The sequence below is a fragment of the Rothia sp. 27098_8_27 genome (genome assembly GCF_041432805.1).
Lineage (GTDB): Bacteria > Actinomycetota > Actinomycetes > Actinomycetales > Micrococcaceae > Rothia > Rothia mucilaginosa.
The window spans coordinates 1-25,183 of the sequence record NZ_JAPWAJ010000007.1; the positions used below are offsets into that span (position 1 = coordinate 1).

The 25,183-nt window shown below is 60.2% G+C and carries 19 protein-coding genes and 1 pseudogene; 5 read left to right on the plus strand and 15 right to left on the minus strand.

From position 1 onward, the window contains the following. Nucleotides 1-39: 39 nt before the first annotated feature. Nucleotides 40-1,923: a S8 family peptidase gene (locus O3675_RS07810; RefSeq protein WP_371571879.1), complete on the minus strand. Its 1,884-nt coding sequence runs from the start codon at nt 1,921-1,923 to the stop codon at nt 40-42. A gap of 617 nt (nt 1,924-2,540) precedes the next feature. Here O3675_RS07810 and O3675_RS07815 point away from each other — a divergent pair. Continuing rightward, the gene (locus tag O3675_RS07815; protein WP_371571881.1) at nt 2,541-4,250 is read left to right on the plus strand and encodes a S8 family peptidase; all 1,710 of its coding nucleotides are present in this window, start codon (nt 2,541-2,543) and stop codon (nt 4,248-4,250) included. A gap of 218 nt (nt 4,251-4,468) precedes the next feature. On the opposite strand, the gene O3675_RS07820 is transcribed toward O3675_RS07815, so the two are convergent. The 11 genes and pseudogenes from O3675_RS07820 to clpB form a co-directional block, all read right to left on the minus strand. After that, entirely contained in the window at nt 4,469-4,825 is a 357-nt protein-coding gene (locus O3675_RS07820) for a hypothetical protein (RefSeq protein WP_371571994.1), read from the minus strand. A gap of 70 nt (nt 4,826-4,895) precedes the next feature. Next, nucleotides 4,896-5,129: pseudogene (locus O3675_RS07825) on the minus strand (glycosyltransferase family 2 protein); the annotation flags it as partial. Next, nucleotides 5,126-6,196, minus strand: a complete 1,071-nt coding sequence (locus tag O3675_RS07830; RefSeq protein WP_303937555.1) for a phosphodiester glycosidase family protein — start codon at nt 6,194-6,196, stop codon at nt 5,126-5,128. The gene O3675_RS07830 and the pseudogene O3675_RS07825, both read right to left, overlap by 4 nt. Before the next feature lie 319 nt (nt 6,197-6,515). Next, entirely contained in the window at nt 6,516-6,725 is a 210-nt protein-coding gene (locus tag O3675_RS07835; RefSeq protein ID WP_005504588.1) for a DUF3073 domain-containing protein, read from the minus strand. Between the two features lie 459 nt (nt 6,726-7,184). Beyond that, nucleotides 7,185-8,903 carry a carbohydrate-binding domain-containing protein gene (locus O3675_RS07840; protein WP_371571883.1) on the minus strand — a complete coding sequence of 573 codons (1,719 nt, stop codon included), beginning with the start codon at nt 8,901-8,903 and terminating at the stop codon, nt 7,185-7,187. Nucleotides 8,904-9,151: 248 nt separating this feature from the next. Further along, the gene (locus tag O3675_RS07845) at nt 9,152-10,072 is read right to left on the minus strand and encodes a polyphosphate polymerase domain-containing protein (protein WP_371571885.1); all 921 of its coding nucleotides are present in this window, start codon (nt 10,070-10,072) and stop codon (nt 9,152-9,154) included. A gap of 119 nt (nt 10,073-10,191) precedes the next feature. Continuing rightward, complete coding sequence (locus O3675_RS07850) at nt 10,192-10,920, minus strand: DUF4956 domain-containing protein (protein ID WP_371571887.1); 729 nt, start codon at nt 10,918-10,920, stop codon at nt 10,192-10,194. A gap of 314 nt (nt 10,921-11,234) precedes the next feature. Beyond that, entirely contained in the window at nt 11,235-12,296 is a 1,062-nt protein-coding gene (locus tag O3675_RS07855) for an excalibur calcium-binding domain-containing protein (protein ID WP_044145723.1), read from the minus strand. A 315-nt stretch (nt 12,297-12,611) separates the two neighbouring features. After that, complete coding sequence (locus tag O3675_RS07860) at nt 12,612-13,835, minus strand: excalibur calcium-binding domain-containing protein (protein ID WP_371571888.1); 1,224 nt, start codon at nt 13,833-13,835, stop codon at nt 12,612-12,614. Nucleotides 13,836-13,996: 161 nt separating this feature from the next. Continuing rightward, nucleotides 13,997-14,965, minus strand: coding sequence for a Sir2 family NAD-dependent protein deacetylase (locus O3675_RS07865; protein WP_371571889.1), 969 nt, complete (start codon nt 14,963-14,965; stop codon nt 13,997-13,999). A 158-nt stretch (nt 14,966-15,123) separates the two neighbouring features. After that, nucleotides 15,124-17,733: an ATP-dependent chaperone ClpB gene (gene clpB, locus O3675_RS07870; RefSeq protein WP_371571891.1), complete on the minus strand. Its 2,610-nt coding sequence runs from the start codon at nt 17,731-17,733 to the stop codon at nt 15,124-15,126. Between the two features lie 265 nt (nt 17,734-17,998). Between clpB and O3675_RS07875 the strand changes: the two genes are divergently transcribed. From O3675_RS07875 to O3675_RS07890, 4 genes are all read left to right on the plus strand, one after another. Beyond that, complete coding sequence (locus O3675_RS07875) at nt 17,999-18,682, plus strand: NAD(P)-dependent oxidoreductase (protein ID WP_371571893.1); 684 nt, start codon at nt 17,999-18,001, stop codon at nt 18,680-18,682. 18 nt (nt 18,683-18,700) lie between these two features. Further along, a complete protein-coding gene (locus tag O3675_RS07880; RefSeq protein WP_049340938.1) occupies nt 18,701-19,357 on the plus strand; it encodes an HAD family phosphatase in 657 nt (218 codons plus the stop codon). A 313-nt stretch (nt 19,358-19,670) separates the two neighbouring features. Beyond that, nucleotides 19,671-20,168, plus strand: a complete 498-nt coding sequence (gene dps, locus O3675_RS07885; protein ID WP_314928851.1) for a DNA starvation/stationary phase protection protein Dps — start codon at nt 19,671-19,673, stop codon at nt 20,166-20,168. A gap of 373 nt (nt 20,169-20,541) precedes the next feature. Beyond that, nucleotides 20,542-21,720, plus strand: a complete 1,179-nt coding sequence (locus O3675_RS07890) for a VIT1/CCC1 family protein (protein WP_371571895.1) — start codon at nt 20,542-20,544, stop codon at nt 21,718-21,720. A 160-nt stretch (nt 21,721-21,880) separates the two neighbouring features. Here the strand turns inward: O3675_RS07890 and O3675_RS07895 are convergent, their stop codons facing one another. The 3 genes from O3675_RS07895 to sucC all read right to left on the minus strand — a co-directional run bounded on the left by O3675_RS07895 (nt 21,881) and on the right by sucC (nt 25,162). Next, the gene (locus O3675_RS07895; protein WP_371571897.1) at nt 21,881-22,807 is read right to left on the minus strand and encodes an amino acid oxidase; all 927 of its coding nucleotides are present in this window, start codon (nt 22,805-22,807) and stop codon (nt 21,881-21,883) included. 241 nt (nt 22,808-23,048) lie between these two features. Continuing rightward, entirely contained in the window at nt 23,049-23,966 is a 918-nt protein-coding gene (gene sucD / locus O3675_RS07900) for a succinate--CoA ligase subunit alpha (RefSeq protein ID WP_005504562.1), read from the minus strand. A 29-nt stretch (nt 23,967-23,995) separates the two neighbouring features. Beyond that, the gene (sucC, locus tag O3675_RS07905) at nt 23,996-25,162 is read right to left on the minus strand and encodes an ADP-forming succinate--CoA ligase subunit beta (RefSeq protein ID WP_005504561.1); all 1,167 of its coding nucleotides are present in this window, start codon (nt 25,160-25,162) and stop codon (nt 23,996-23,998) included. Between the last annotated feature and the right edge of the window lie 21 nt (nt 25,163-25,183).

The following is a 25,183-nucleotide window of genomic DNA, read 5'->3' on the forward strand; positions in this document are numbered from 1 at the left end:
AAATCATCGGGGGCTTTTCGTATCTAAAAAGAGTTTCGACTAGCGGTGATTACCGGAAGCGAAACCCAAGTAACCACTGCTCGGGTAGGTGTTCGCAGAAGAACCGTACCAGGAGCGGTAACGCGGAGTGTGACCGTGACGCGGACGCGACGGGTACGAGGGGCGAGTCACCGGGCGGGACGGGCGGGTCACCGGACGGTTAGTCTTCGGAGCCGGGGTCGCCTTAGGCGCGGGAGCCTGCTGACGCTTAGCGTCCTCTTCAGCCTTCTTGCGGGCCGCTTCCTCGGCCGCCTTCTTACGTGCGGCCTCCTCCTCAGCCTTCTTACGTGCCGCCTCAGCTGCGGCGGCATCCGCAGCCTCACGGTCGGAACGGACCTGCTGAACCGCGCGCGCCGCATTCACAATGCCGGAACCGCACGCAGACTGGTCGCACTCAACACCCTGAGAGGTGGACTGCAGAACCTTCTTCGCCTGAGCGTAGGTCAGCTTCGGATCAACCGACTTCATGAGCGCCACAATACCGGCAACATGCGGTGCCGCCATGGAAGTGCCCTGGTACTCGGCGTAGTCAGCCTTACCGGGAGCGGTCTTGCCAGCGTTCAGGGTGGAGAGGATTCCGCCACCCCAGTAGCGGCGGTCGCCACCGGGGGCACTCACGTCCACGCGGGAGCCGTAGTTAGAGAAGTAGGAGCGCTTGCCGTTCTTATCGGTCGCGCCCACGGTGATGACGTCCTCGCAGTTGCCGGGGCTGGACTTCGACGCGTCAAAGTTATTGTTACCCGCAGCGACAACCACGCTGGAGCCGCGCTTATTCGCCTGGGCAATCGCCTGGCGGTACGGGGTGGTGCAGGTGCCCTCGCTACCGATGGACATGTTAATGACCTGGGCGGGGTTCTGGTTTGCGGGAACGCCGCGCACGCTACCACCGGCAGCCCAAATAATGCCGTCGGTGATGTCCGAGTCGAAGCCACCGCAGGCGCCCAGAACGCGCACGGGCACGATCTTCGCTTCGGGTGCCACGCCGGCAATGCCCTCGTTGTTATTCGCGATAGCGGCAATAGTGCCCGCCACGTGGGTGCCGTGCCAGTCGGAGGCGGTCGCCTTCGAACCGGTGAAGCACTGGTTATCTACGGTCCAGTTGCCGGCGTCGGTCGGGTCGGAGTCGCGGCCGTCGCCGTCATTGGAGAACGCCGATTCGGCAATGAAGTCGTAGCCGGGCAGCACGTTAGCGTCCAGGTCCGGGTGGGCGGTAATGCCGGAGTCCAGCACCGCCACGGTCACGCCCTTGCCGCGGGTGGTGCCCCACGCCTCCAGCGCGGAGATGCCCTTCTCGCCGGTGAGGGACCACATGCGGTTCATCTTCGGGTCGTTAATCTTGACGGGCTCAGAGGTGGTGTCCACGGTGGCGTAGCGGCGCATATCGGGCGACACGGAGGCAACCTTGGAGTTCGCGCTCAGAGCGTTCATGTACTGCTGCGCCTGGGCGGGGGTGAGCTCCGCGGAGGTGGTGACCACGCTGGCGTCCAGCGCGGTGGAGCGGACGTAGCTGGTCTTAATGTTCAGCAGCTCGTCGATGCTCTGCACGTCGGAGGTGATGCCCGCGTAGAGTGCGTCGCTCCAGGTTGCCTGCTGGGTGCCGGCGGCGGCGGACCAGTCAATCTGGTCTGCGGTGGCGTCGGTGGAGGCGGCGTTCTTCGCGTCCTCGGTGTAGGTGATGATGAAGCGGTTGTACGCCACCGGCGCGGACTGGGTAGTCTGGGCAGTGTTAGAAGCGTGTGCGGCGGTAGATGCCTGGGTAGCCTGTGCGGTGGGTACCGCCACGGCGGGGATCACGCTTGCCGAGAGCAGGCAGGTTGCGGTGACGAAGCTCAGCAGGGAACGCTGTGAGGAGCGCGCCTGCGAGGGGCGAGCAATGCGAAGCATGGACGTCCTTGAGGTGAGTGGTACCGGGTACGCACGGTTCGGCGCAGCGTTGCCGATTCGCGTTGAGGGCGCAGAGTGATGTGTGTGCTCGGTACGAGTGAATACGGAAGAGTGAGGTGTGGGTGCATAGTGCGGTTGTGAAGTAGCTTCACAATGTGCATGCACGGGTACGCACCGTGAGATACTCTAGCACCCTTTTGGGGGTTACTTTATGAATAAAATAACCTTTGTGATGCAGGTCATTTTATGCACAGATGAGTAAAACTTAAATCACTACTTTAAGTCGTGAGAATATTCCGACTAGGCATTTCTTTATCTGCATTTACATGAAAGAAAAATCTCATTATCTGCGACACATTACAGAGTTTTTGCCGCTAAACACATGGAAAAAGGTGCTAGGATAGCGATATCTCACCACATAAACTACTTCCGAAGAACTCCTCCACGGGGTTTAGAGAAAAATACACATCAATGCAGTGATGTGCATTTTCTTTTTCTATTCGCTCCTCACAAGCAAATATGCAAAAGAATGTAAATATTTTCTCAAAAGTGCATTTATGTGGGTGGATGACCAACCCACTTGCCGCTTCCGGCACTCACATACGCAAAGGACCCCGATGTCTTTTACCACTCACCCCTCAGCGCGCGGTGTCGCACGCACCGCACTGAGCCTGGGTACTGCAGCAACACTCGTCGCAACCCTGGGCGCCCCTGCATCCTTCGCGGCCCCCGCCAAGGCTAACGGAGCCGAGCGCGCCAAGGCGCACACCACCATTTCCTCCCTCAGCTCCGAGCAGCAGAAGGCAGGCTTCAACCGATTCGTTATCACCTACACCGATAGCGCGCTGAACGCCGGCGGCATCAACTGGGCAAGCCCCGCAGGCACCCAGGTCGCCACTTGGAACGACGCCCTCTACCAGGGTCTCACCTCCGAGGTAAAGAGCGTCGACGACCTCTTCAAAATCAAAACCAACTACGTACGCACCACCGCCCAGAAGGCAACCGTGGTAACTCTCTCCTCCAAGCTCACCGCAGAGCAGGCAGAGAAGTACATGGCAGCGCTGAGCTCTAACCCCTCCGTCGCGTCGGTTGAGCCCGACCTGCTGCGCCGCTCCAACGCACGCACCCGTACCGCCGCAAACTCCAAGGTCGCTCAGGTAGCCCAGGCGTCGAACCAGGTTGTGGCACCGAACGACACCCTCTACCCGCAGCAGTGGAACCTGCACGGCACCAAGGGTCTGGCTACCCCCGAAGCATGGAAGACCACCCAGGGTGCCGGCGTGACCGTTGCTGTGATTGACTCCGGCATCGTCAAGCACCCCGACCTGGACGCTAACGTCCTGCCCGGCTACGACTTCATCACCGAGCCCTCCATTGCCCGTGACGGCAACGGCCGCGACTCCGACCCGACCGACCAGGGCAACTGGGAAGAAGCGGGCGTCTGCGACGCTGATTCCGAGGCAAGCGAGTCGAACTGGCACGGCACCCACGTTGCCGGCTCCATCGCCGCAATTATGAACAATAAGCGCGGCATCGTCGGCGTGGCCCCCTCCACCAAGATCCTGCCCGTGCGTGCCCTGGGCATGTGCGGTGGCTACGACTCCGACATTGCGGATGCAATGGTTTGGGCAGCCGGCGGCACCGTTGAGGGCGTTCCCGCGAACTCCAACCCCGCCAAGATCATTAACCTCTCCCTCGGTGGCGAAGGCACCTGCCCTGCAACCTACTCCAAGGCTATTGCTGAGGTGAACAAGCGCGGCGCGATTCTCGTTGTCGCAGCTGGTAACGACGGTCAGGACGCTTCCAAGGTCGCTCCGGCTAACTGCGGCGGTTCGATCGTGGTGGGCGCTACCGACCAGGAGGGTAAGCGCAGCGACTTCTCCAACTACGGCAAGATTGTTGATGTGAGCGCCCCCGGCAGCAACATCATGTCCACCGTGGATCTGGGTACCACCGTGTCCACCGGCGCAGGCTACACCGAGTACGACGGCACCTCCATGGCAGCACCCCAGGTTGCTGGCGTGATTGCTCTAATGAAGTCCGTGGATCCCTCGCTGAACGCTGAGCGTGCAAAGCAGATTCTGAAGCAGAGCTCCAAGCCGCTCACCTGCGATGTGAACGGTTGCGGTTCCGGCATTGTGAACGCCGCGAGCGCACTGGCTATGGTGCAGGGCAAGAAGGACCCGAACCCGCAGGCAAAGCCCTGGCCGAAGCGTGCACCCAAGCACCCGACCCGTGCGGCACGTGTTGGTTACGTGACTAACCCGGCTGTTAACCACAACCCGCCGTTCCTGATTACTGCTCACGGCCTGATTCCCGGTCAGTAATCGGCATGTTGCCAGCTCGGAAGCCGGTGAGCCATTAGGCTTCTGAAGGATGCCACATACAAAAAGCCCCCGTTGAGTTTTCTCAGCGGGGGCTTTTCGTGAACAGAACGCTGCGGCTTTTGATGCTGCAGCATGCTTCTCCCACCCACCCTCACGACTGACAGGTGGGAGAAATCTTTGGGCACGCCCCTAACGAGCTGGACGCTAGGGTAGACGAGCTAGGGGCGTACCTGGGAGGCACGCACACCGGTACGGATACCGGCAGCCTCCATGCGAGTGGACTCGTAGCTCACCGCGCGCAAGCCGGAAGAGGCGGCGATTGCCTGAGTCTTTTCTCGCGTATTTTCCTGACGCTGGGTGGGTAGAAAAACCCAGCGGCGCTGGACCGCGAAGCTGATCGGGATCAGAATCAGTTCGGTCAGGATCTTGGCGACCAGCAGGGACGCACCCAGGCCGGTCAAAGCTTCCATCAGAGCCGCGTTGGCTGCGAGGATGCCCACCGCCAGCACGGTGTACCGTACCAGCGAGGAGGATGCTCCTCTGCCCTGCCGCCGCGGCGGTTTCGGTGCGCACACCCACACGGAAGATGTCCCGAGGTAGGTGCTGGCCGTCCGCGTCGGCGGTGACGATGACCTCGCCGGGGCGGTTTGCTTTCGCCCAGGCGATGCCGGTGCGCAGTGCCGCACCCTTGCCTTTGTTGGCGGGGTGGGTCTGCACGGTCACGCTGTCGATGCGCAGTTCGGTAAAGATGGGTGCGTAGGTGCTGCCGGATCCGTCGTCAATCACGAGGATTTCGGCGTCCGGGTCCTGTGCGTGCAGGGCCCGGGCAAGGCGGACCAGTGATTGGTCCGGCTTATAGGCGGGTATCAGGATAATCACGATGCGCTCCCTGCAATGTAGAGGATGTCGCTGGTGCCACGTTCCTTGGTGCCACCCTGCGGGCGGTTGACCAGCTTGTTGTTGAAGACCATGGCGGAGGAGCCACCACCGTCCAGGTTGTAGGCGCTCACGCAGCCGAGGTCCTTGAACATTTGGGCGAACTCGGGCATGGTCACGCCACGCGAGTAGTTGGTGGAGCGGCCGTCGACCACGATGAAGACCAGGTGGTTGGTGCCGAGCACGCCCACACCGGTTCGCGGCTGGTTGCCCTGGATGGAGTGGTTACCGAAGTTGGTGTCCACCTCGACGCTGTCGATGCCGTCGACAACCGCGGAGTCCTTGACCAGTGCGGGGCCGAAGGAGAGGGTGTTCCATACGCCCTCGTTGACGAGGGTCTGGGCGTTGGTTGCGGTTTCGTCGTAGAGCTTGACGGAGCCGTCGCGGTAGAAGGCGAGGCCTTCACGTGCGCCGGAGTCACGGTAGACAACACCGTTTCGGATCACGATGCCGGTGGTACGGAAGCCGTAGTAGTCGCCGTTAATCGCCCAGATGCCGTTGTGTTCGGAGGCAATGTTCGAGGGGGTGTCGATGATGTTCTGGCCGAACTTGTTGTTGGCGAAGGCGCTTCGCAGCAGGGTTGCGTTGTCGAGCTTGATGTCTGCTACGAAGGAGACGACCGCGTCCGAGCCGCTGCCGGTGGTGTTGGAGGTGATGGTGATTGAGCCTTCGTTAGCGGTGAGGCTCTGGCCGTTGACCTTCACGCCGGTCAGTTCGGTGGGATCTGCGGTGGCTGAGCCGGAGGCGCTTGCGTTTGCCTGAGCTGCTGCCGCCTCGTAGGCGGTGGTGTCTTCGATTTCGGTGTGCTCTGCCAGGTAGCGGTTGTATGCCCAGCCTGCGCCGCCGCCGACTACTGCGAGTGCGCCGAGGCTGCCGCCGATGAAAATTCGACGGGTGAGCTTCTTCTTAGCTAGCTTCTGCTCTGCAGCGGTTTGCGCTGCGTTAGCTTGTTCTGCTGCGGTCTGGGTTGCCTGGTCAATGTTCTGAGTCATGTTCTGTTCGTTGTTCATGTCTCTAGAATGCCGGGCTATTCTCTGCGCCAGGCATGACTAAGCTGTGCAGAAGCTATGTATGCTTATTCATTTCAGGCTTTTTTATTACTGCCCAGGCTTTATTACCAGATAGCACTATGCATATCTATGTATAAACATGTGTACTGGCTGTGTGTACCAAGCAGTTGAGCACCCACCGCATCCCCGCTCCCCCACGCACACGTAGCCACTCGAAGGCACGAAAAAACCGGCTGAGCACCCCGTGCGGGGCCTCAAGCCGGTTCATCATCTATGAAATACGCTCGGTCGATATGCACCGAATCATTCCGCGTATTCTTTATGCCTCATCCTCGTAGGACGCGTACTTTTCTGCGTATGCCGAGTAGTCGTCCTCGTCGTCATAGCGACGGCGGGACGAATCGGAGGACTTCGTTTTCTTCGCGCTGCTGAGCTCGCGCTCGAGTGCGCTGTAGTCGGTCTCGGGGCTGAAGTACTTCATCTCCCGAGCCTGCCTAGTTGCTTTAGCCTTCTGACGGCCGCGCCCCATGGCGTGACCCCCTCTTTCATCCTGTCCGAGGCGAACAGCACGCGCGGCGCCTCGCTCTCGGATCGTTCAACAGTCTTTACTACACTATAGAGTACCCTGTTTCAGCCCTGAATGTCTCGCTCAGCGGCACCTATTTTGCGTATCATGACACTTCTTCGCACCGGAACAACCGTTTTATTTTGCACCCGCGGCGAGCACAGCGTAGCGTCCACCCCACCGCGAGCACCTAAACCCCGCTCTTTGCCCATACTCCAGATTCCACAACACCCCAGCCGCCACACTCCCTATATAACACGTAGCCCCGCACCGGATATATCACTACATCCGATGCGGGGCGAGTGTCTCTGCCTCCGGCTCACTCACAAGACCGGATTCAGAGAGGGTACCGTGCAGGTCATGACATCCCGCACGGGGTCTAAGGGAGAGCCCCCTACCGCTGAGCCTGCGGCGAAGGAGCTGCTAGCTTGCGGTAAAGGAGCCCAGCGAGGTGGCGTTAGAAGCCAGGGTGGTGCTGGAGGCATCCACGCTATCGGTGGTGGTGTACACGGTGTAGCTCTCGCCCTTGGTGATCTTGGAGCTGGAGACCAGGACCAGTGCGGTGCTGGAGTTAGTCACCTTGTAGTTCGCCACCACGTTACCGGAGGAGTCGGTCACCTGTACGGTGGTGCCGGCGCTCAGGTTCGATACGTTGCTGATCTTCACGTAGCCGCTGGTGGAGTTGGTCGAGGGTGCCTCGAACATGTCACCGGAGTTACCCGCGGTCACGGTCGTGCCGTTGAGCAGCAGGTCGCCGTTGGTGTCCAGGGATGCGTTACCGCCGGTGAAGGGACCGTTCACGATTAGGGTGCCACCGGAGAGGGTTGCCGTACCGTTGGAGTCGATGCCGTCGCCGTTCGCGTTCACGGTGACGGTACCGCCGGTGATGTTGATGGTTGCATCGACGACCTCGAAGGTGCCGCCACCACCACCCATGCCGCCACCTGCGCCACCACCAGCCGGGGGCTGACCCATAGTGCCCGAGGGAGCCTGACCGCCACCTGCAGGTGCCTGACCTGCGCTACCGCTGGGCGCCTGGGGTGCAGAGTTCTGGCCACCCTGCGCGCTCTGCTTAGTCGAGGTTGCAGTAGTCGACTCAGTACCGGTCGAACTAGTGCTGGTCGAGTCGGTGGTAGTCGTAGTGCTGTACGAGGCGTTGATACCGTCATCGGAGCTGGTCACGTTCACGGTGCCGTCCAGGATGTTGATGTACTGCGCCTCAATACCCTCGTTCGCCTGGGTAATATTTAGGGTACCGCCGGAGATTTCAAGCACGCGCTCAGCCTTGAAACCGTCATCACCTGCAGAGATGTTCACGGTACCGCCGCTCAGGCGTACCCAGCCGCGGTTGCCGTCGGTGTCGTTAGTTGCCTTGATGCCGTCCTTGGTTGCGGTCACGGTGATGGCGCCGTCCAGGATATCGACGTAGTCCTTACCCTTAATGCCGGTGTTTGCCGCGTTCACTTCCAGGGTGCCGGAGGCAATGACCAGGCCATCAGAGGTGTGGATACCTTCTTCGTACTTACCTTCAACCTTCAGGGTGCCTTCGCCCGCCAGGGTCAGGTCGCTCTTCGAGTAGATAGCTGCGTCAGGGCTGCCGCTGGCGGTATCCGAGTAGGAGGAACCGTCAGAGACGGTGTTGGTGGTACCCGAGGCGGTGTAGATAACGACCTCGTCCGCCTCAACAACGTTGATAGCTGCACCGGTGGAATTGGTGATAGTCGCGTTGTTCAGGATCAGGCGGACCATGTCACTGTCGGCTGCCTCAACCTTAATCTGGCCCTCGTAGGTGCCGGTGAGCTTGTAGTTGCCCGCCTTGGTGATGGTGATGACGCCGTCGCTGACGGTCACGCCGTCAGTCGCGGTCGGGTTAGAAAGATCGATAGTAACTTCGCTGGAGGAATCCCAGGTGACGTCCTTTGCGGAGTAGTGGGTGTCCTCGGCGAGCTTCGCTCCGCTCTTCACGTCGGTGGAGAAGGAGTCTGCCACCTTCGACGTGGTGCCCGAAGTGCTCGAAGCGGAGGCACTGATTGCACTCGATGCGCTGGCATTCGATGCCGAGTTTGCCGAGCAGCCGGTCAACGCCAAGGCTGCCAGGAGGGTAATGGAGGTTGCGCTCTTAATCATATTGCTCTTTTTCACGGGTTTTCCTTTGTGTTTGGGTGACCACTCGCGTAGAGCCAGCGCCACAGGGGTAAGACGTATGTGAAATGTGAATATGTGTAAGAGCGGTTATTGCCTGTGTGGGGCGAATAAAGCCGATGTTGTGCTTGGTGCGGGGGGGAATATAGATGAGGGGCTGGGGGTGCGGGTAAGGTAGGTGCACTACCCTACCCGCGCATCCCAGATTGCTGCTTTAGCCAGATTGCCGTTTTAGCCGGATTGCCGTTTTAGGCGGTTGCGAAACGCTCGGTCAGCAGCTTCTGGTAATCCTCTTCGGTCATATCGCCCACGTTCAGGCGGGTGCCATCGACCGGTTCCAGGTGCATCCAGTTCTTCAGGGTTTCTTCCCACTTGTTGCTTGCCAGCTGCGGGTTCAGCGCCGCCATACCGGTTGCAAACTTGGAAATCTTCGCGGGGGTGATGCCCGCATCCCAGAGGTGCTGGTCTGCCACGGAGGGCTCCACGCCGGACTTGGTTTCGATGATGACCGCGTTCGGCAGGCCGTAGGTGGTGCCGACCAGGTTGCCGTGGAAGTTGCGGTAGTTCACGCCCGCCATGAGGATGTTCTCGGACATGGGGGTCCAGGTCAGGGCGTTATCTACGGTCATACGGGAGGCGACCGGGTTCTTCTCGCTCTGCGGCAGGAAGACCGTGGTACGGCGGTAGCCGGTGGTCAGGACCGCCTCCAGCTTGTGCACGGGACCGGCGAGAATATCGCCGAGTGCTGCGGTGATGTACTCGTGGCCTTCCGCGGTGAGCGTATCGCGGTTCTCGAAGGTGTACGGGATACGCTTCTTGACGGTCATATCCTGCTCACCGTCGGTCTTGACCTCCAGGAAGGTCAGCTCCGAGTCCAGGTAGCTACGGGTACGGATCTTGAAGGTGTCCTCGCGGCTGTAGGCTGCCGAGTGGTAGCTCTGCATCTGCGGGGTGTCGAAGTAGACCGAGTCGTAGGCGAAGTCGCGCTGGCCATCGATTTCCATGACGGAGGCGTCTGCGTCGAGCGTGGAGAGTACCTTGGCGGCGGTTTCTGCGTCGACAATGTACTTGCGGTCCATACGGGTCTGCATGGCTGCCTTCTCGTTCATGGCTTCGAGGCTGATGCTCTTCCACTCTGCGGGGATGATGTTTGCGGCTGCGTTAGTCATGGGTCTTCGTCCTTCTGGGGTGCCGCCCCTGCGTGCTGTGCGCTGGGGGGCGGCGTGTCGTGGGTATCGGAGATGTTTGTGCAGTTGGAGTGAATCGGAGGCTTTTGTACCGGCTGGTTTTACTTGCCCACCAGGGTACGCTGGAGCGGAACCATCCGGGTGTCCAGGGTGGTGTGCGCCTCGGTGGTGGATGCTACCGGCTGGCGGGTTGCGGTCATCTGCGATGCTACCGGCTGAGCCGCAATCGGTGCTGCGTTAGCCGGTGCCGCCTCCACTGCCGCGGGGGTGCCGCCCTCGGTGGTTTCCTTGGGCTGGTAGGTGACGGTGGCGCGGGTCAGGTTGTTCACCATGTCCAGCTCGGTGATCTTCGCCGAGGTGACGGTGTAACCCAGGCGAGCGCTCAGGTATGCCTTGAGCTCTTCCTCGTCGCTGATCGCACGATCGGCGGTAACGGTCTGAGTCTGATCGGTAGAGACCGGGGCGCTGCGCGAGTCGAGAATCGCGATGAGGCCGACCAGGGTAGCCATGAGGCCGAAGGCGATGTACGCCGGGCTAATGTTCACACCTGCGATCATGCCGACCGAGAGGGCTACGAAGTAGTAACCCACCTCGCGCTGGCTCAGGGCGGTGGAACGCAATCGGATAATCGACAGGACACCGAAGAGGCCCATACCCATAGCGGATGCGTTCGATCCGGCGGATACCAGCGCCACCGAGACGGTGAAGATGCCGGCGTTGATGACCGCGTAGGAAATCATCAGTTCGCGGTTGCGGTGCCGCACCATGTAGAGGGTGCAGAGAGCTGCGATGGCTATGGCATCGGCAATCGCCATGGTCAGAATAGTCATTGGGTGCTCCAGGTATCGTGTCGCGATGTTCGCTTAGCTCTAGCTGTCTGTTCTTCAGCTTCGGGCTGTGCGTTCTTTGTAGTATCTAGATTCCCGTGCAAGCCTGTGTTTACCCTGTGCTGCCCTTAACTTAGAGATAAGTGTTATATGTCTCTAATAAATACCCTTATCGTGGCGCTATTCAATCGTAATTTTTTCTCTTTTCTCGCGTCCTTGACGGAGCATCCCACAGCTTCAAAAAGCACAAAAAATGGGCTCCCTCCGATATGGAGGGAGCCCATAAAAGCAGCTAAAAACTTAGCGACTAGGCGTTATTATGCCTTCTTGCGCATGCGGGTTGCCACGATGGTCGCGCCACCAGCACCCAGAGCAATCAGACCCAGACCAGCAGCGGTCATCACATCGGATGCACCGGTCTTAGCCAGGGAAGAAGAGCTCTTAGAGGATGCGTTCGAGGAACCGGAGTCCAGGTTGTCGTTCGAGCCGGAGCTCAGCGAAACACTGTCAGACTTCTTGGAGTTCTCGTAGTTCGGCTGCTCTTCGCAACCCACACCATTGTTATTGGCATCAAACTTCTCACGGAAGTCCGGGTCATCCTTAGAGATAGAGGTACCGCGGTCTGCCCACACGTCAGCGCAGTTCTGGTACTTGTAGGCCTTCTCGTCCTTTGCGGAGGAGTCGGAAGCCTGGTCAGACTTCTGCTCTTCAGCAGGTGCGGAGGTCTCTTCAGCAGGCTTGGTTTCCTTAGCGTCCTCAACTGCGGGTGCGGAGGTCTCGTCAGCAGGCTTGGGAGCCTCAGTGGTCGGGTCCTGGGTGGGAGCCGGGGTCGAGTCCTCGGAAGGAGCCGGAGTCGGATCCTCAGAGGGAGCCGGAGTCGGGTCCTGAGAAGGAGCGGGGGTCGGGTCCTCGCTAGGTGCGGGAGCGGGCTGCTCTGCAACCTTAATGGTCACGGTAGCTGCCTTACCGCCGCGGGGAACGTCACCGTCCTTCAGGGAGCCGGACAGCAGGTAAATGTCAACGGAAACGCTGCCGTGCAGCTCTTCCTGCCAGGGGATGGTAACGGAGAAGTTGCCAGCCGCGTCAGCGTGGATTTCCAGGTAGTCCTGGCCATTAATCTTGACGGCACCCTTGTTCAGCTTCAGTGCCAGGACGGAACCGGAGGTGCCGTCAGCGGTCTTGAAGCCCTCGCCGCCAATGTTCAGACCCTGACCCTCAACCCATACATCGGGGGCGATGAACTGTGCAGAGTCTGCGTAGGTGTGGACAACCTGAGGCGCACCTTCAACAGCGAAGGTCGCGGGGACGGAAGTAGCAACGAGGCCACAGCCGATGAGGGCGGTGGCACCAATGCGTGCGATGTTGTTTCGAATATTCATGCCACCCATTCTAACGAGCGAAGCTTGGGATACCGGCTCCCAAGACGCTAATTTGCCATGACCTGACTCACAAAACATATTTTTCTTGAAGGTTTATTGAAGGCATGGTTGAACTATATAAGCCTTTTGCACCGCCGTGCACACCTAAACTCTCAACCCGACGTTGAAGAAACTAACAGGTACATACCCCATCCCATCAGCACAACCCAATAGCAAAAACCACCCCGTTAAACGCGAAAATCCCCTCCGCCCGAACGCTCGAAAGCATTCAGGAGAGGGGACTCTCACGCACCGCACCGGGCGGCGGCAATAGTTTTAGGAGTTCTTGCGGTTGCGCACAGCGGTCACGCCAGCAACACCCAGGCCCAGAGCCACCAGGCCCAGACCAGCAATGGTGAAGGCGTTAGAAGCACCGGTGTTAGCCAGGGAAGAGCGCTGAGCACGGCTCGAAGTGTAGCTGCTCGAAGAGGAGGAGTCGCCGCCCAGGTTATCCAGACCACCAGAGTTGCGGGACGAAGAACCCGAGGAGCTGTTGGAGGAGGAACCGTCGGTCACCTCACTGTTAATGACCTCGCAGCCCCAATCATTCTTGTCGTTGTCGAACTTCTGGCGGAAGTCCGGGTGGCTCTTGTGAATGGGTGCCAGGCCAGCAGCCGCAACCTCTGCGCAGTTCGCGAAGCGAGTGCTCTCAGCCGAAGCGGTCACCTGCTCGGTAGCGGAGGTGGAATCACCCAGCTGGTCCTTCGCCTCGTTCGCAATGGCTGCGTTCTGATCAGCAGTTGCCGAAGCGGAGGGGGTCGCAGAAGCAGTTGCCGAAGCGGAGGGGGTCGCCACCACAGAAGCCGATGCGGTAGCCGAGGGGCTCACCGAAGCGGTGGCGGAAGCCTTATCATCGGCGCGGTCCTTAATCTTTGCATCCACGGAGGCAACAACCTCATCAGCGGCAGTAGCCGAAGCAGAAGCCGAGGGGGTAGCAGAGGGAGCTACAGATGCGGAGGGGGTAGCTACGACAGAAGCGCTCGCGGTTGCCGAAGCAGTTGCCGAAGCGGAAGCGCTCGCAGATGCGGTAGCGGAGGGGGTTGCTTCCTGAACGGAGCGAGCCTCAATCTTCACGGTCGCAGCCTTACCGCCACGGGAGGTGTCGTTGTCCTTCAGGGAGCCGGAGAGCAGGTAGACGTCCACGGAGATGCGATCGTCCAGGTCGTTCTGCCAGGGAATGGAGACGGAGAAGTTGCCCTTCTCGTCAGCCTGAACTTCCAGGTAGTCCTTGCCGTCAATCTTGACGGAGCCCTTGTTCAGCTTAATGGCGATAACGGAACCGGAGGTGCCGTCCTGAGTCAGAAAGCCCTCACCGGTAATCTTCAGGGTTTCGCCCTTGTACCAGACCTCAGAAATGTGGGAAGCAGCCTTGTCAGAGTAAACGTGGGTGACGGACTCTTCACCGTTCTGAGCGAAAGTTGCGGGAATTGCGGTGACCGCCAGACCGCAACCGATCAGGGCGGTGGCACCGAAGCGAGTGATAGTGTGTCGAATGTCCATCCCATCATTTTATCCCCGCGTGGTGGGTGTATCCGCCTGTCCAGGGGCTATTTGCAATGACTTGCAACACAAAATAGCACTTTCATGCACTAAATCACCGGTCTGTGCACGCGCGGCAAAATTCGCCGGGTGCTAGCGCTACCTAGTCGTGCCAGCACCACCTAGTCATCAATCTCGTCGAGCATGAGTTCCAGAGCCTCACCCACGCCGCTGCGCCACAGGTAGGTTGCTTTCGCATCCGCACGACCCGGGCCGCCATTGATGACAGCGACCGGCTTGCCGGCGCGCAGAGCCTCCAGCACAATCTTGTAGCTGCTCATAACCGCCACCGAGGAGCCCACCACCAGTAGCGCCGAGCACTCGGCGAGCATGGCGTCCTTACGTGCCTTACGTTCGGCGGGTACGGACTCGCCAAAGTACACCACATCCGGCTTGAGGCGGGTCGAACCGCAGGCGATGCAGGGCACCATCTGAAAATCGCGGATATAGCGCTCGTCCAGCTCCACGTCACCGTCAGGGTTCACACGCAGGTCTTCGTCTTCAAGGCGCGCCAGGTAGCCGGGGTTCGCCGCGTCCAGGCGCGCATCCAGGCTTTCGCGGCCCTCATCCTGCCCGCAGTCCAGGCACACAATACGGGAGAGGTCACCGTGCAGTGCCAGCAGGCTGGAGCTTCCAGCGCGGGCGTGCAGCCCATCCACGTTCTGCGTAATCACGCCGCTCACGGCACCCAGCTGTTCCAGCTCGGCGAGCGCATAGTGGGCGCGGTTCGGTTCGGCGCGGCGCATGCGGCGCCAACCCACGTAGGAGCGCGCCCAGTAGCGTTGGCGGGCGGCGTCATCGTAGCGGAATTCCTGGTAGGTCATGGGGCGGTGGTCGTGCAGGGAACCGCCCGGTCCGCGGTAGTCGGGGATGCCGGATTCGGTACTCACGCCCGCGCCGGTGAGCACGAGAACCTTACCCGCCTTGAGTAGCTCGGCAATACCCGCGGAGGCGTATTCTTCGTCGTGCGGGGTGGCGTTCTCAGAGACAACGCGCTGAATCGAGCGGATTGCGGCACGGTGCACGGAGGCGATTTCTTCGCGCTGCTCACCGGCGGCGGCGAAGTTCTGGTGGTCAGTCCAGCGGTCCATTCTTCTCCTCAATGCTCTGTGTACTAGTGCGGTTCAGCGCGGTTCTAACGCGTTAAACGGCTGTGGGGCACCCCCTTTCGAGGGTACCCCACAGCCTATTTCGTATGGTTTCGAATGTGCAAACTCAGCCACGGGCTAAGTCCGCCCAGCAGACCGGTTTAGTTCTCAGCCTTCTGCTCACGCTCGGAGGTCACCGACAGACCGTCGCTGGCAACGTCCGGGTTCACATCCACGGTCACGGTGTCGCCGTCGTGGATTGCACCGGAGAGGATGCCTCGAGCCAGGCGGTCGCCAATCTCGCGCTGTACCAGGCGGCGCAGCGGGCGGGCACCGAATGCCGGGTCGTAGCCGGTCTTACCCAGCCACTCCAGGGCGGCGGGGGTGACGTTCAGGGTGAGGCGGCGGTCCTCCAGACGCTTAGCAATGCTCTTGATCTGCAGGCCCACAATCTGGCCCAGGTTCTCAGCCGACAGGGGCTGGAACATGATGATGTCGTCCAGTCGGTTGAGGAACTCGGGGCGGAATGCCTGGTGGACAACCTCCAGCGCCTTCTCGGAGCGCTCCTCGAAGGGCAGGTCCTGGTTGACCAGGTACTGCGAACCGAGGTTCGAGGTCAGAATCAGGATGACGTTGCGGAAGTCCACGGTGCGGCCCTGACCGTCGGTCAGGCGGCCGTCATCGAGTACCTGCAGCAGGATGTCGAAGACCTCGGGGTGTGCCTTCTCAACCTCGTCGAGCAGGACCACCGAGTAGGGGCGACGGCGTACAGCCTCGGTCAGCTGACCGCCCTCTTCGTGGCCGACGTATCCGGGAGGGGCACCGACCAGGCGAGAAACGGTGTGCTTCTCGGAGTACTCGCTCATGTCGATACGTACCAGGGCACGCTCGTCATCGAACTGGAACTCAGCCAGTGCCTTAGCCAGCTCGGTCTTACCGACACCGGTCGGGCCCAGGAACAGGAAGGAACCAATCGGGCGGTCCGGGTCGGAGATACCGGCGCGGGCGCGGCGCACAGCGTCAGAGACAGCGACCACTGCGGCTTCCTGACCAATCAGGCGGGCACCGATGCGCTTCTCCATTTCGAGCAGCTTCTCAGACTCACCCTGCATCATGCGACCTGCGGGAATGCCGGTCCAGGAGGAAATCACCTCGGCAATATCGTCCGCGGTGACCTCTTCGGAGACCATGGATTCGTTCTTGGCGGTGTCCTCGGCGCGCTGTGCTTCTTCCAGCTCAGCCTGCTTTGCGGGAATCTCACCGTACAGCAGGCGGGATGCCTCAGCGAGGTTGCCTTCACGCTGTGCTACCTCGGCGCGGGAGCGCAGCTCGTCAATCTCAGTCTTGAGGTCACCCACACGGTTCAGGCTAGCCTTCTCGGCCTCCCAACGAGCGTTGAGGGCGTCGAGCTGTTCTTTCTTGTCAGCCATGTCCTTGCGCAGCGCCTCCAGACGCTCAACCGATGCGGGATCGGTCTCGTCGGCAAGCGCCAGTTCCTCCATGGTGAGGCGGTCCACGGCGCGGCGCAACTGGTCGATTTCCTCCGGTGCGGAGTCAATTTCCATGCGCAGGCGGGATGCTGCCTCGTCAATCAGGTCAATTGCCTTGTCCGGCAGCTGACGGGAGGGAATGTAACGGTTAGACAGGGTTGCTGCGGCAACCAGCGCGGAGTCAGCAATCTGCACCTTGTGGTGTGCCTCGTAGCGTTCCTTCAGACCGCGCAGAATACCGATGGTGTCCTCGACGCTGGGCTCGCCCACGTACACCTGCTGGAAGCGACGCTCCAGTGCGGGGTCCTTCTCGATGTTCTCGCGGTACTCGTCCAGGGTGGTGGCACCGATCAGGCGCAACTCACCACGGGCGAGCATGGGCTTGAGCATGTTGCCTGCGTCCATGGAACCTTCGGATGCGCCAGCACCGACAACGGTGTGAATCTCGTCGATGAAGGTCACAATCTGACCCTCGGACTTCTTGATTTCTTCGAGGACTGCCTTCAGGCGTTCCTCGAATTCACCGCGGTACTTTGCGCCTGCGACCATGGAGCCCAGGTCCAGGCTAATCAGGGTCTTGCCGCGCAGGGATTCGGGCACGTCGCCGGAAACCATGCGCTGTGCCAGGCCTTCCACGACGGCGGTCTTACCGACGCCGGGCTCACCAATCAGCACGGGGTTGTTCTTGGTGCGGCGGGAAAGCACCTGCACCACGCGGCGAATCTCGGAGTCACGGCCGATGACCGGGTCAAGCTTGCCTGCGCGAGCAATGGCGGTCAGGTCGGTGCCGTACTTTTCGAGTGCCTGGAAGGTGCCTTCGGGGTCGGGGGTGTCCACGGTGCGGTCTCCTCGGACGTTGGGGATGGTCTGTGCGATGAGCTCTGCGGTAGCGCCGAGCTTGTGCATTGCGGTTGCGGTGCTATCGGTTCCGCTGGCAATGCCCAGCAGAATCATTTCGGTAGAAACGTAGGTATCTCCGAAGCCCTGGGCGCGGGTCTGTGCCGCCTGCAGAGCGGAAAGCGCGGCACGGCTGAGGGAGGCATTCTGCACGGAGGCACCGGATGCCTTGGGCAGCTTCTTGATTTCGGCGGATGCCGCCTCGGAGATAGCGTCCACATCCAGGCCAGCAGCCTTGAGGACTGCTACGGCGACGCCTTCGCGCTGGTCCATGAGGGCCTTGAGGATGTGCGCGGTTTCAATAGTGGGGTTACCGGCGGTTTGAGCATTAGTATTTGCCGCCGAGATGACTTCTTGACTCTTGGTGGTGAACTTGTTGTCCATGATGTTCCTTTCGCATTTCGAGGGGCTTATCCTATGCGCCCCTGCATTACATAACTTGAGTCTACTCCACTCAATTATGTTTCGCAAGCCTCCTGCAAAAAAATTTTCATATTTTTCACCCCACCTCACACCCCTGACCCCCAAACAAAAGCCCCAGACAAAAGCCCCAGTCAAAACCGCATTGTTATACTGACCGGACTGGGTACTTGCGAGGCTGGGCGCTTGCGGGCTCCCGCAACAATCACAGTCACGAATGGGGACCCACATGAAAATACTGGTTCTAGGTGCAACCGGCCGCACCGGTTACCTCTTCACCCGCAAAGCCCTAGAGGAGGGGCACACCGTCACCGCCTACGTGCGCAACCCCGACAAGGCGCTAACACTTTTGGGGGCGCACCAAAATCTCACTATCGTTCCGGGAGCCCTGAACGATGCCGAGCAGCTCGCCGCAGCATCCTCCGGGCAGGACGTCATGGTGAGCGTCCTGGGGCAGAAAGCCACGGTGCGAGAGTTTCTCTCCTCCACGTTCATGCAGGAGCGTCTGCCCCTCATCATGGAGGCGGTCACGGGCGCAGGCGTAAAGCATTGCGTTCTGATGAGCGCCTACGGTGTGGGCGATACGGTACGGACCGCGTCCCTGCCCATGCGCCTGGTATGCAAGGTCATCATGCGCGGCATTTTTACCGACAAGGTTAAGGCGGACGCCCTGGTTGCCGAATATCAGCCGTATATTTCGCATGCACATCCGGGCAGGCTGACCGACAAGCCAGGTAAGGGCGGGGTGAAGGTGTTTGATATGGCGAGCGTCGAGCGAACTCCGGGCATTCCGACGATTGCCCGTGAAGACGTCGCCGATGCGCTGCTCACTATCGCCAAGAACCCCCAGAACGCGGGCACAGATTTTTTGGTGACGATTGGGGACGTTGCCCTACGCTCGCGCCAGAAATAAACCGGTAGGCTTAATGACATGACGACTACGAACACCTTCCCCGCCGCCATTCTCTTCGACCACGACGGAACCCTCGTCGATACCGAACCCGTATGGGCTGCCGCAAAGGTTGCTCTCACCGCAGAATTTGGCGGCACCTGGACCGAGCAGGACACCCTCGACTGCCTGGGCCTATCCATGCAGTTCACCCTGGATCGCCTGCGCGAGCGCGGCGTGAACCTGCCGGACGAGGAGATTAACGATCGACTGGTGGCGAAGGTGCGCGAGGCCCTGGCGCAGCAGCCGGTCGAGTTCCTTCCTGGCATTGAGCGTTTCCTCTCGGAGGTTCACGATGCACAGATTCCGGCCGCCATCGTCACAAACGCAACCACCTCCGTGGCTCGCCGCACCGCAAACGCGGCACCCGAGGGCACGTTCTCGGTGGTTATTGGCAACGATGAGACCACCAACCCCAAGCCGGACCCGCAGCCCTATCTTTTGGCGGCGGAGCGTCTTGGTGTTGATCCGACTCAGTGCGTGGCTCTTGAGGACTCCCCGTCGGGCGTGCGCAGTGCGACCGCGGCGGGTATGCGTGTCATTGTTGTGCCGGGCGAGCTGGAGGTTCCGGCGGAGCTGGGCACCGCGCGCCTCAAGCATGAGGAGCTGACTCTGGAGGCGGTTCGCGCGCTGGCGTAGCCGCGTAGTTTGCAGACTGAAAGCTCTACAGAGAACTGAATACACTTCACCGTAAAGGGTGGGATGCACAAGATGAGATATCGCGCATCCCACCCTTTGTGCGCGCCTGGGCGGTGAGCCGTGGGGGGGTGAGCAGGGGCTTTTGGGCGGGGGCTTTTAAGGTTGGCGCGACACATAGATGACAATTTATTACGAATTACTCAAAATAACCTTGACAGCGGTTCCTTAAAATGATTTACTCATAATAACGATTCGGCGGGGCACGCAAACCCCACCGAACCACAAACATCACAGCATCATGAAGGAGACCATCATGGCATTCGCAAACTACACCGCACCCGGCCTGACCCTCGAAGAAGGCAAGGGTATTTCCGAGGTTCTCCAGGCACGTCTGCACGACCTGAACGACCTGCACCTGCTGCTGAAGCACGCTCACTGGAACGTGACCGGCCCCGGCTTCATCGCCGTTCACGAAATGATTGACCCCCAGGTCGACACCGTCCGCGAGTTCGTCGACGCCATCGCAGAGCGTATGGCAACCCTGGGCGCAATCCCCAACGGCCTGGCTGGCGCACTGGTCGCACAGCGCACCGTCGAGGACTACCCCGTCGGCCGCGCACGCGTTGCTGACCACCTGCACGCCCTGAACGACGTGTACACCCGTGTGATCAAGGATCACCGCAAGGCAATTGCTTTTGCCGGTGAGTCCGACCCCGTCACCGAGGATCTGCTGATTGGCCAGACCGCCGAGCTGGAGAAGTTCCAGTGGTTCATCCGCGCGTTCCTGGAAAACGGCGAAGGCAACATCTAAGCCGCAACCATCTACGTTGTAGCCTCTAAACTGCAGCCTACCTATGGCGGCACGTCATGTAGGCGTTAGCTTTTAGAGTCACAAGCCGGGCGGGTGCGCTCTCCTTATGGAGGGTGCACCCGCCCGGCTTTTTATGCTCGAAGCTGCCCCGCTTCTTCCCGGCACTTTTACCTTTCCCGCCCCTTGAATCCTCGCCCGTGCGGTATCACAAAGTACGTTGAGGCGAACATGATTATCGGGTTAGGCCGTCCTAGATTTTCTGTTCGGAGTGCTCTACAGTGGTTCACTGATCAACTCAGAACACACAGATCGAACGCATGATTGCGCGCCCGGGAGATACCCGGCGCGACCCGCATCCGGCGGAAAGAGAGATATGAGCACGCACGCCCCGAACGAGCACGGCGAAGAAACCGAGAAGCTTCAGCCGGAAAACGCCGCTACCGAAGCTTCGCAGGCCACCCGCCATAGCGCCGTCACCTCCCCCTCCCCCACGCAGATTAAGCGTTGGCGCCGCTACCTGGCTGATGAAGAGTCGGAGGCACGCATCTACCGCTACCTGGCTCGCCGCGCCGAGGGCACCGACCGCGAGATCCTTTTACAGGTTGCTGAGGCAGAGAAGCGTCACCAGCAGCATTGGCGTGACATGCTCGGCGAACACGCGGATGTTCACGTGCGCCCGTCCATGCAGTCTCTGGTGCTGCAGTTCTTGGCAAAGAACTTCGGTTCGGTATTCATTCTGGCGATGGCGCAGCGCGCCGAGTCCCGCTCCCCCTACGCTGAAGATCCGGACGCCACCGAGGAAATGGCGGCTGACGAGGCAATTCACGAGGAAATTATCCGTGCCCTGGCGACCAGTGGCAGGGAGAAGCTTTCGGGTAATTTCCGTGCGGCAGTCTTTGGCGCTAACGACGGTTTGGTGTCGAACCTGGCGTTGACTATGGGTATTACCGCCTCGGGCGCGTCCAGCTCGATGGTTCTGCTCTCGGGTATTGCTGGCCTACTGGCGGGTGCGCTGTCGATGGCGGCGGGTGAGTTTGTGTCTGTGCGTTCTCAGCGTGAACTGCTGGATGCCTCCCAGCCGACCCAGGTGACCCTGCGTGTTGCGCACGATTTGGATTTGGACTCGAACGAGTTGGAGCTCATTTACCGTGCCCGCGGCATGGAGCCGGAAGCCGCGCATCACCGTGCGATGGAGCGTTTCGGCTACATGGATTGTGACTGCGATCCGTCGCTGTCTCACCGCGAGGATGAGGATCGTGAGGAGAATGTGGCTTTGGGTACCGATATTGGTGCCGCCGCTGCTTCGTTCGCGTTCTTCGCTTCGGGTGCACTGGTTCCGATTCTGCCCTATATCTTTGGCTTGTCGGGTGTGTTCGCGATGGTGCTGTCTCTGCTGTTTGTGGGTGCGGCGCTGGGATTCACCGGCGGCGTGGTGGGTCTGCTTTCGGGCGCTTCCCCGCTCAAGCGCGGTATTCGCCAGATTCTAATTGGCTTTGGTGCGGCGTTCGTGACCTATCTGCTGGGTCTGGCGTTCGGCACGACGGTCGGCTAATTCCAATTCCTAAATACGCTTTAGACAAGCCTATATAGCCATTACGGAATGCACTTCACTCTCCCATGAGTACTGCATCCTGGGCATAGAAAACCCCGGCGGGTGAATCATCCGCCGGGGGTTTTCTATATGCTCTTAGCCCGTATGAGGGGTTGATCTATTACGGGTGAATCTCCGCGGTGGTGGCCTGACCGGAAACGCTCTCCGAGCCGGTTGCGCCGTTGCCGGAGTAGGTCAGGTTAGCGACCTGCACGCTGGACGTCTGCTTGTACGAAACCCAGCCGTCGTTTGCCGGGAAGCGCAGCTGCGCCGGCATGAAGTTAGTCTGGCTGTAGTACTTGGTGCCGGACTGCTTCATGGTGTACGCCTTGCTGGTGGTGTAGACGATACGACCCTTGAAGGTGTAGGTGCCGTCGGAGTTCTGGGTGATGGTCGGTACTTCTGCGGTCCAGGTGCCAGCGGTCTGTGCGACGGACAGGTACTTTGCCTGGCCTGCGGAGGCTACCAGTTCGGTGGTCTTACCGGTCAGCTTGCGACCGGAGGGGGCCCATGCCTGGCCGTTGATCTTACCGAACTTAAGGAGCGACTGTGCGCTGGCGGCGACGGTGTACTCAACCTCGGTCACGAAGGTTGCGCCAGCTGCGAGGGTGACGCTGCTGCCGGGGATGTAGCCGGTGCCGGTTGCGGTGTCCTTGGTCGGTACGGACCACCAGAAGCCGCTGGAGGACATGTAGGCGCCGTTTGCGCCGGTCTGGGAGTTGGTGACGGGGGTGAACTTACCTTCGCCGTTGACGTAGGTTGCGCTCTTGGGCTTGGAGGTTGCGTCGTCCCAGTTGATGTCGGAGTCGGGGGTGCCGGAGGCAGTGAAGTGCGCCTCGGGGGTTGCCGGGTTGATAGTGCCGGTGTTGTTGGAGGATGCGTAGCCGACGTAGCCGCCGTTGTTCTGCACGCTGACGTACACGCCGTACTGCACGCCGGGGGTTTCCTCGGATGCTGCGTATGCGGGTACTGCTGCGGAGGCTGCGACGACGGGTGCGGACCAGACGCCTGCCTTGGCGACAGCGCGGCGAGAGATAGGCTGGGTCATGAGTGTGGTGATCTCCTGTGAGTGGTGGTGTTTCTTGAAACCTGGTTAGAGAATCATTCTGACTAGGCTCGATGTCCTCAAGTATACAAAGGTTATGGTCGTACTTACATCTTTTTGTGGCATCGTGTGCACAAGCTTACTTTCTAGTGCAATATTTGCGGGTGCTAGCGCTAGAGGGGCGTTAAAAGCGCAGATGCCGGCAGTCTTTCGACTACCGGCATCTGCCGCAATTTTATGCTGTTTACTTCGCTGCGAAGATTTCGCGCATCAGGTTTGCAGCCTCGGAGGGGGTCTTACCGACCTTCACGCCTGCTGCTTCCAGAGCTTCCTTCTTCGCCTGAGCGGTACCGGAGGAACCGGAGACAATAGCGCCTGCGTGGCCCATGGTCTTACCCTCAGGAGCGGTGAAGCCTGCAATGTAACCAACGACGGGCTTGGTTACGTTTGCCTTGATGTACTCTGCAGCACGCTCCTCAGCGTCACCACCGATCTCACCAATCATGACGATTGCTTCGGTCTCGGGGTCAGCTTCGAAAGCTTCCAGAGCGTCGATGTGGGTGGTGCCGATGATGGGGTCGCCACCAATACCGATAGCGGTGGTGAAACCAATGTCAGACAGTTCGTACATCAGCTGGTAGGTCAGAGTACCGGACTTGGAGACCAGACCGATCTTGCCCTTGCCGGTGATGTTCGCCGGGATAATACCGACCAGGCACTCCTCGGGGGAGATGATGCCGGGGCAGTTGGGGCCGATGATGCGGGTAATCTGCTTGCCATTCTCGTCCACGGATGCCTTAGCAGCTGCCCAGAACTCTGCGGAGTCCTGAACCGGAACGCCCTCGGTGATGACGACGACGAGGCCGATCTTAGCCTCGATAGCCTCGAGAACTGCTGCCTTGGTGAAGGCCGGGGGAACGAAGACGATGGAGACGTTCGCGCCGGTCTTCTCCATAGCCTCAGCTACAGAACCGAACACGTTCAGCTCGATGTCGGAGCCGTCCTTCGCCTTGTGGGTGACGGTGGTGCCAGCCTTGCGAGCGTTCACGCCGCCCACAATGTTGGTGCCTGCTGCGAGCATGCGTGCGGTGTGCTTGGTACCCTCGCCACCGGTGATGCCCTGAACGATGACCTTGGAGTCCTTGTTCACAAAGATAGACATATTACTTCCTTGAAATCCTTTGCTGGCGATTACGCCTTGTGAGCGAGCTCTGCTGCCTTGTCAGCGCCGGAGTCCATGGTCTCAGCCAGAACAACCAGCGGGTGGTTCGCCTCGGAGAGGATGCGGCGACCCTCAGCAACGTTGTTGCCGTCCAGGCGCACAACCAGGGGCTTGGTTGCTGCGTCGCCCAGAATCTCCAGAGCCTTCACAATGCCGTCTGCCACTGCGTCACATGCGGTGATGCCGCCGAAGACGTTCACGAAAACGCTCTTGACCTGCTCGTCACCCAGAATGATTTCCAGGCCAGCAGCCATAACCTCAGCGGACGCGCCGCCACCAATATCAAGGAAGTTTGCGGGCTTGACGTTGCCGTGGTTCTCACCAGCGTATGCAACGACGTCCAGGGTGGACATAACCAGACCTGCACCGTTACCAACGATGCCGACCTCGCCGTCCAGCTTCACGTAGTTCAGGTCGAACTGCTTTGCCTTAGCTTCCAGCGGGTTCTCAGCGGACTTATCCACGAGAGCCTCGTGCTCGGGCTGGCGGAATTCTGCGTTGTCGTCCAGGGAAACCTTGCCGTCCAGGGCGAGAATGGTGCCCTCGGGGGTCAGAACGAGGGGGTTAACCTCAACCAGGGTTGCGTCTTCCTTGGTGTAGACTTCGCCCAGCTTAACGAGAACGGGAACAACCTTCTCCTGCAGTTCTGCAGAGAAACCTGCTGCCTTAGCAATTTCCTCAGCCTTAGCCTGGTCCAGGCCGACCAGCGGGTCAACCTCGATCTTTGCCAGTGCCTCGGGGCGCTCAGCAGCGAGCTGCTCAATTTCCATACCGCCTTCTACCGAGCACATTGCCAGATAGGAGCGGTTTGCACGGTCCAGCAGGAGGGAGAAGTAGTATTCTTCGGCGATGTCTGCGCCGTCAGCGACCAGCACGCGGTGAACGGTGTGGCCCTTGATGTCCATGCCGAGAATTGCCTTAGCGTGCTCGTAAGCTTCTTCGGGGGACTTTGCGAGCTTAACGCCGCCAGCCTTACCGCGGCCGCCGGTCTTAACCTGAGCCTTAATGACGGTCAGGCCGCCAATTTCCTCAGCTGCTGCCTTTGCTTCTTCAGGGGTGGTCGCAACAATGCCCTTGAGCACGGGTACACCGTGCTTTGCGAAGAGCTCGCGCGCCTGGTATTCGAAAAGGTCCACAGGTGTCCTTCTTCTTCGAAG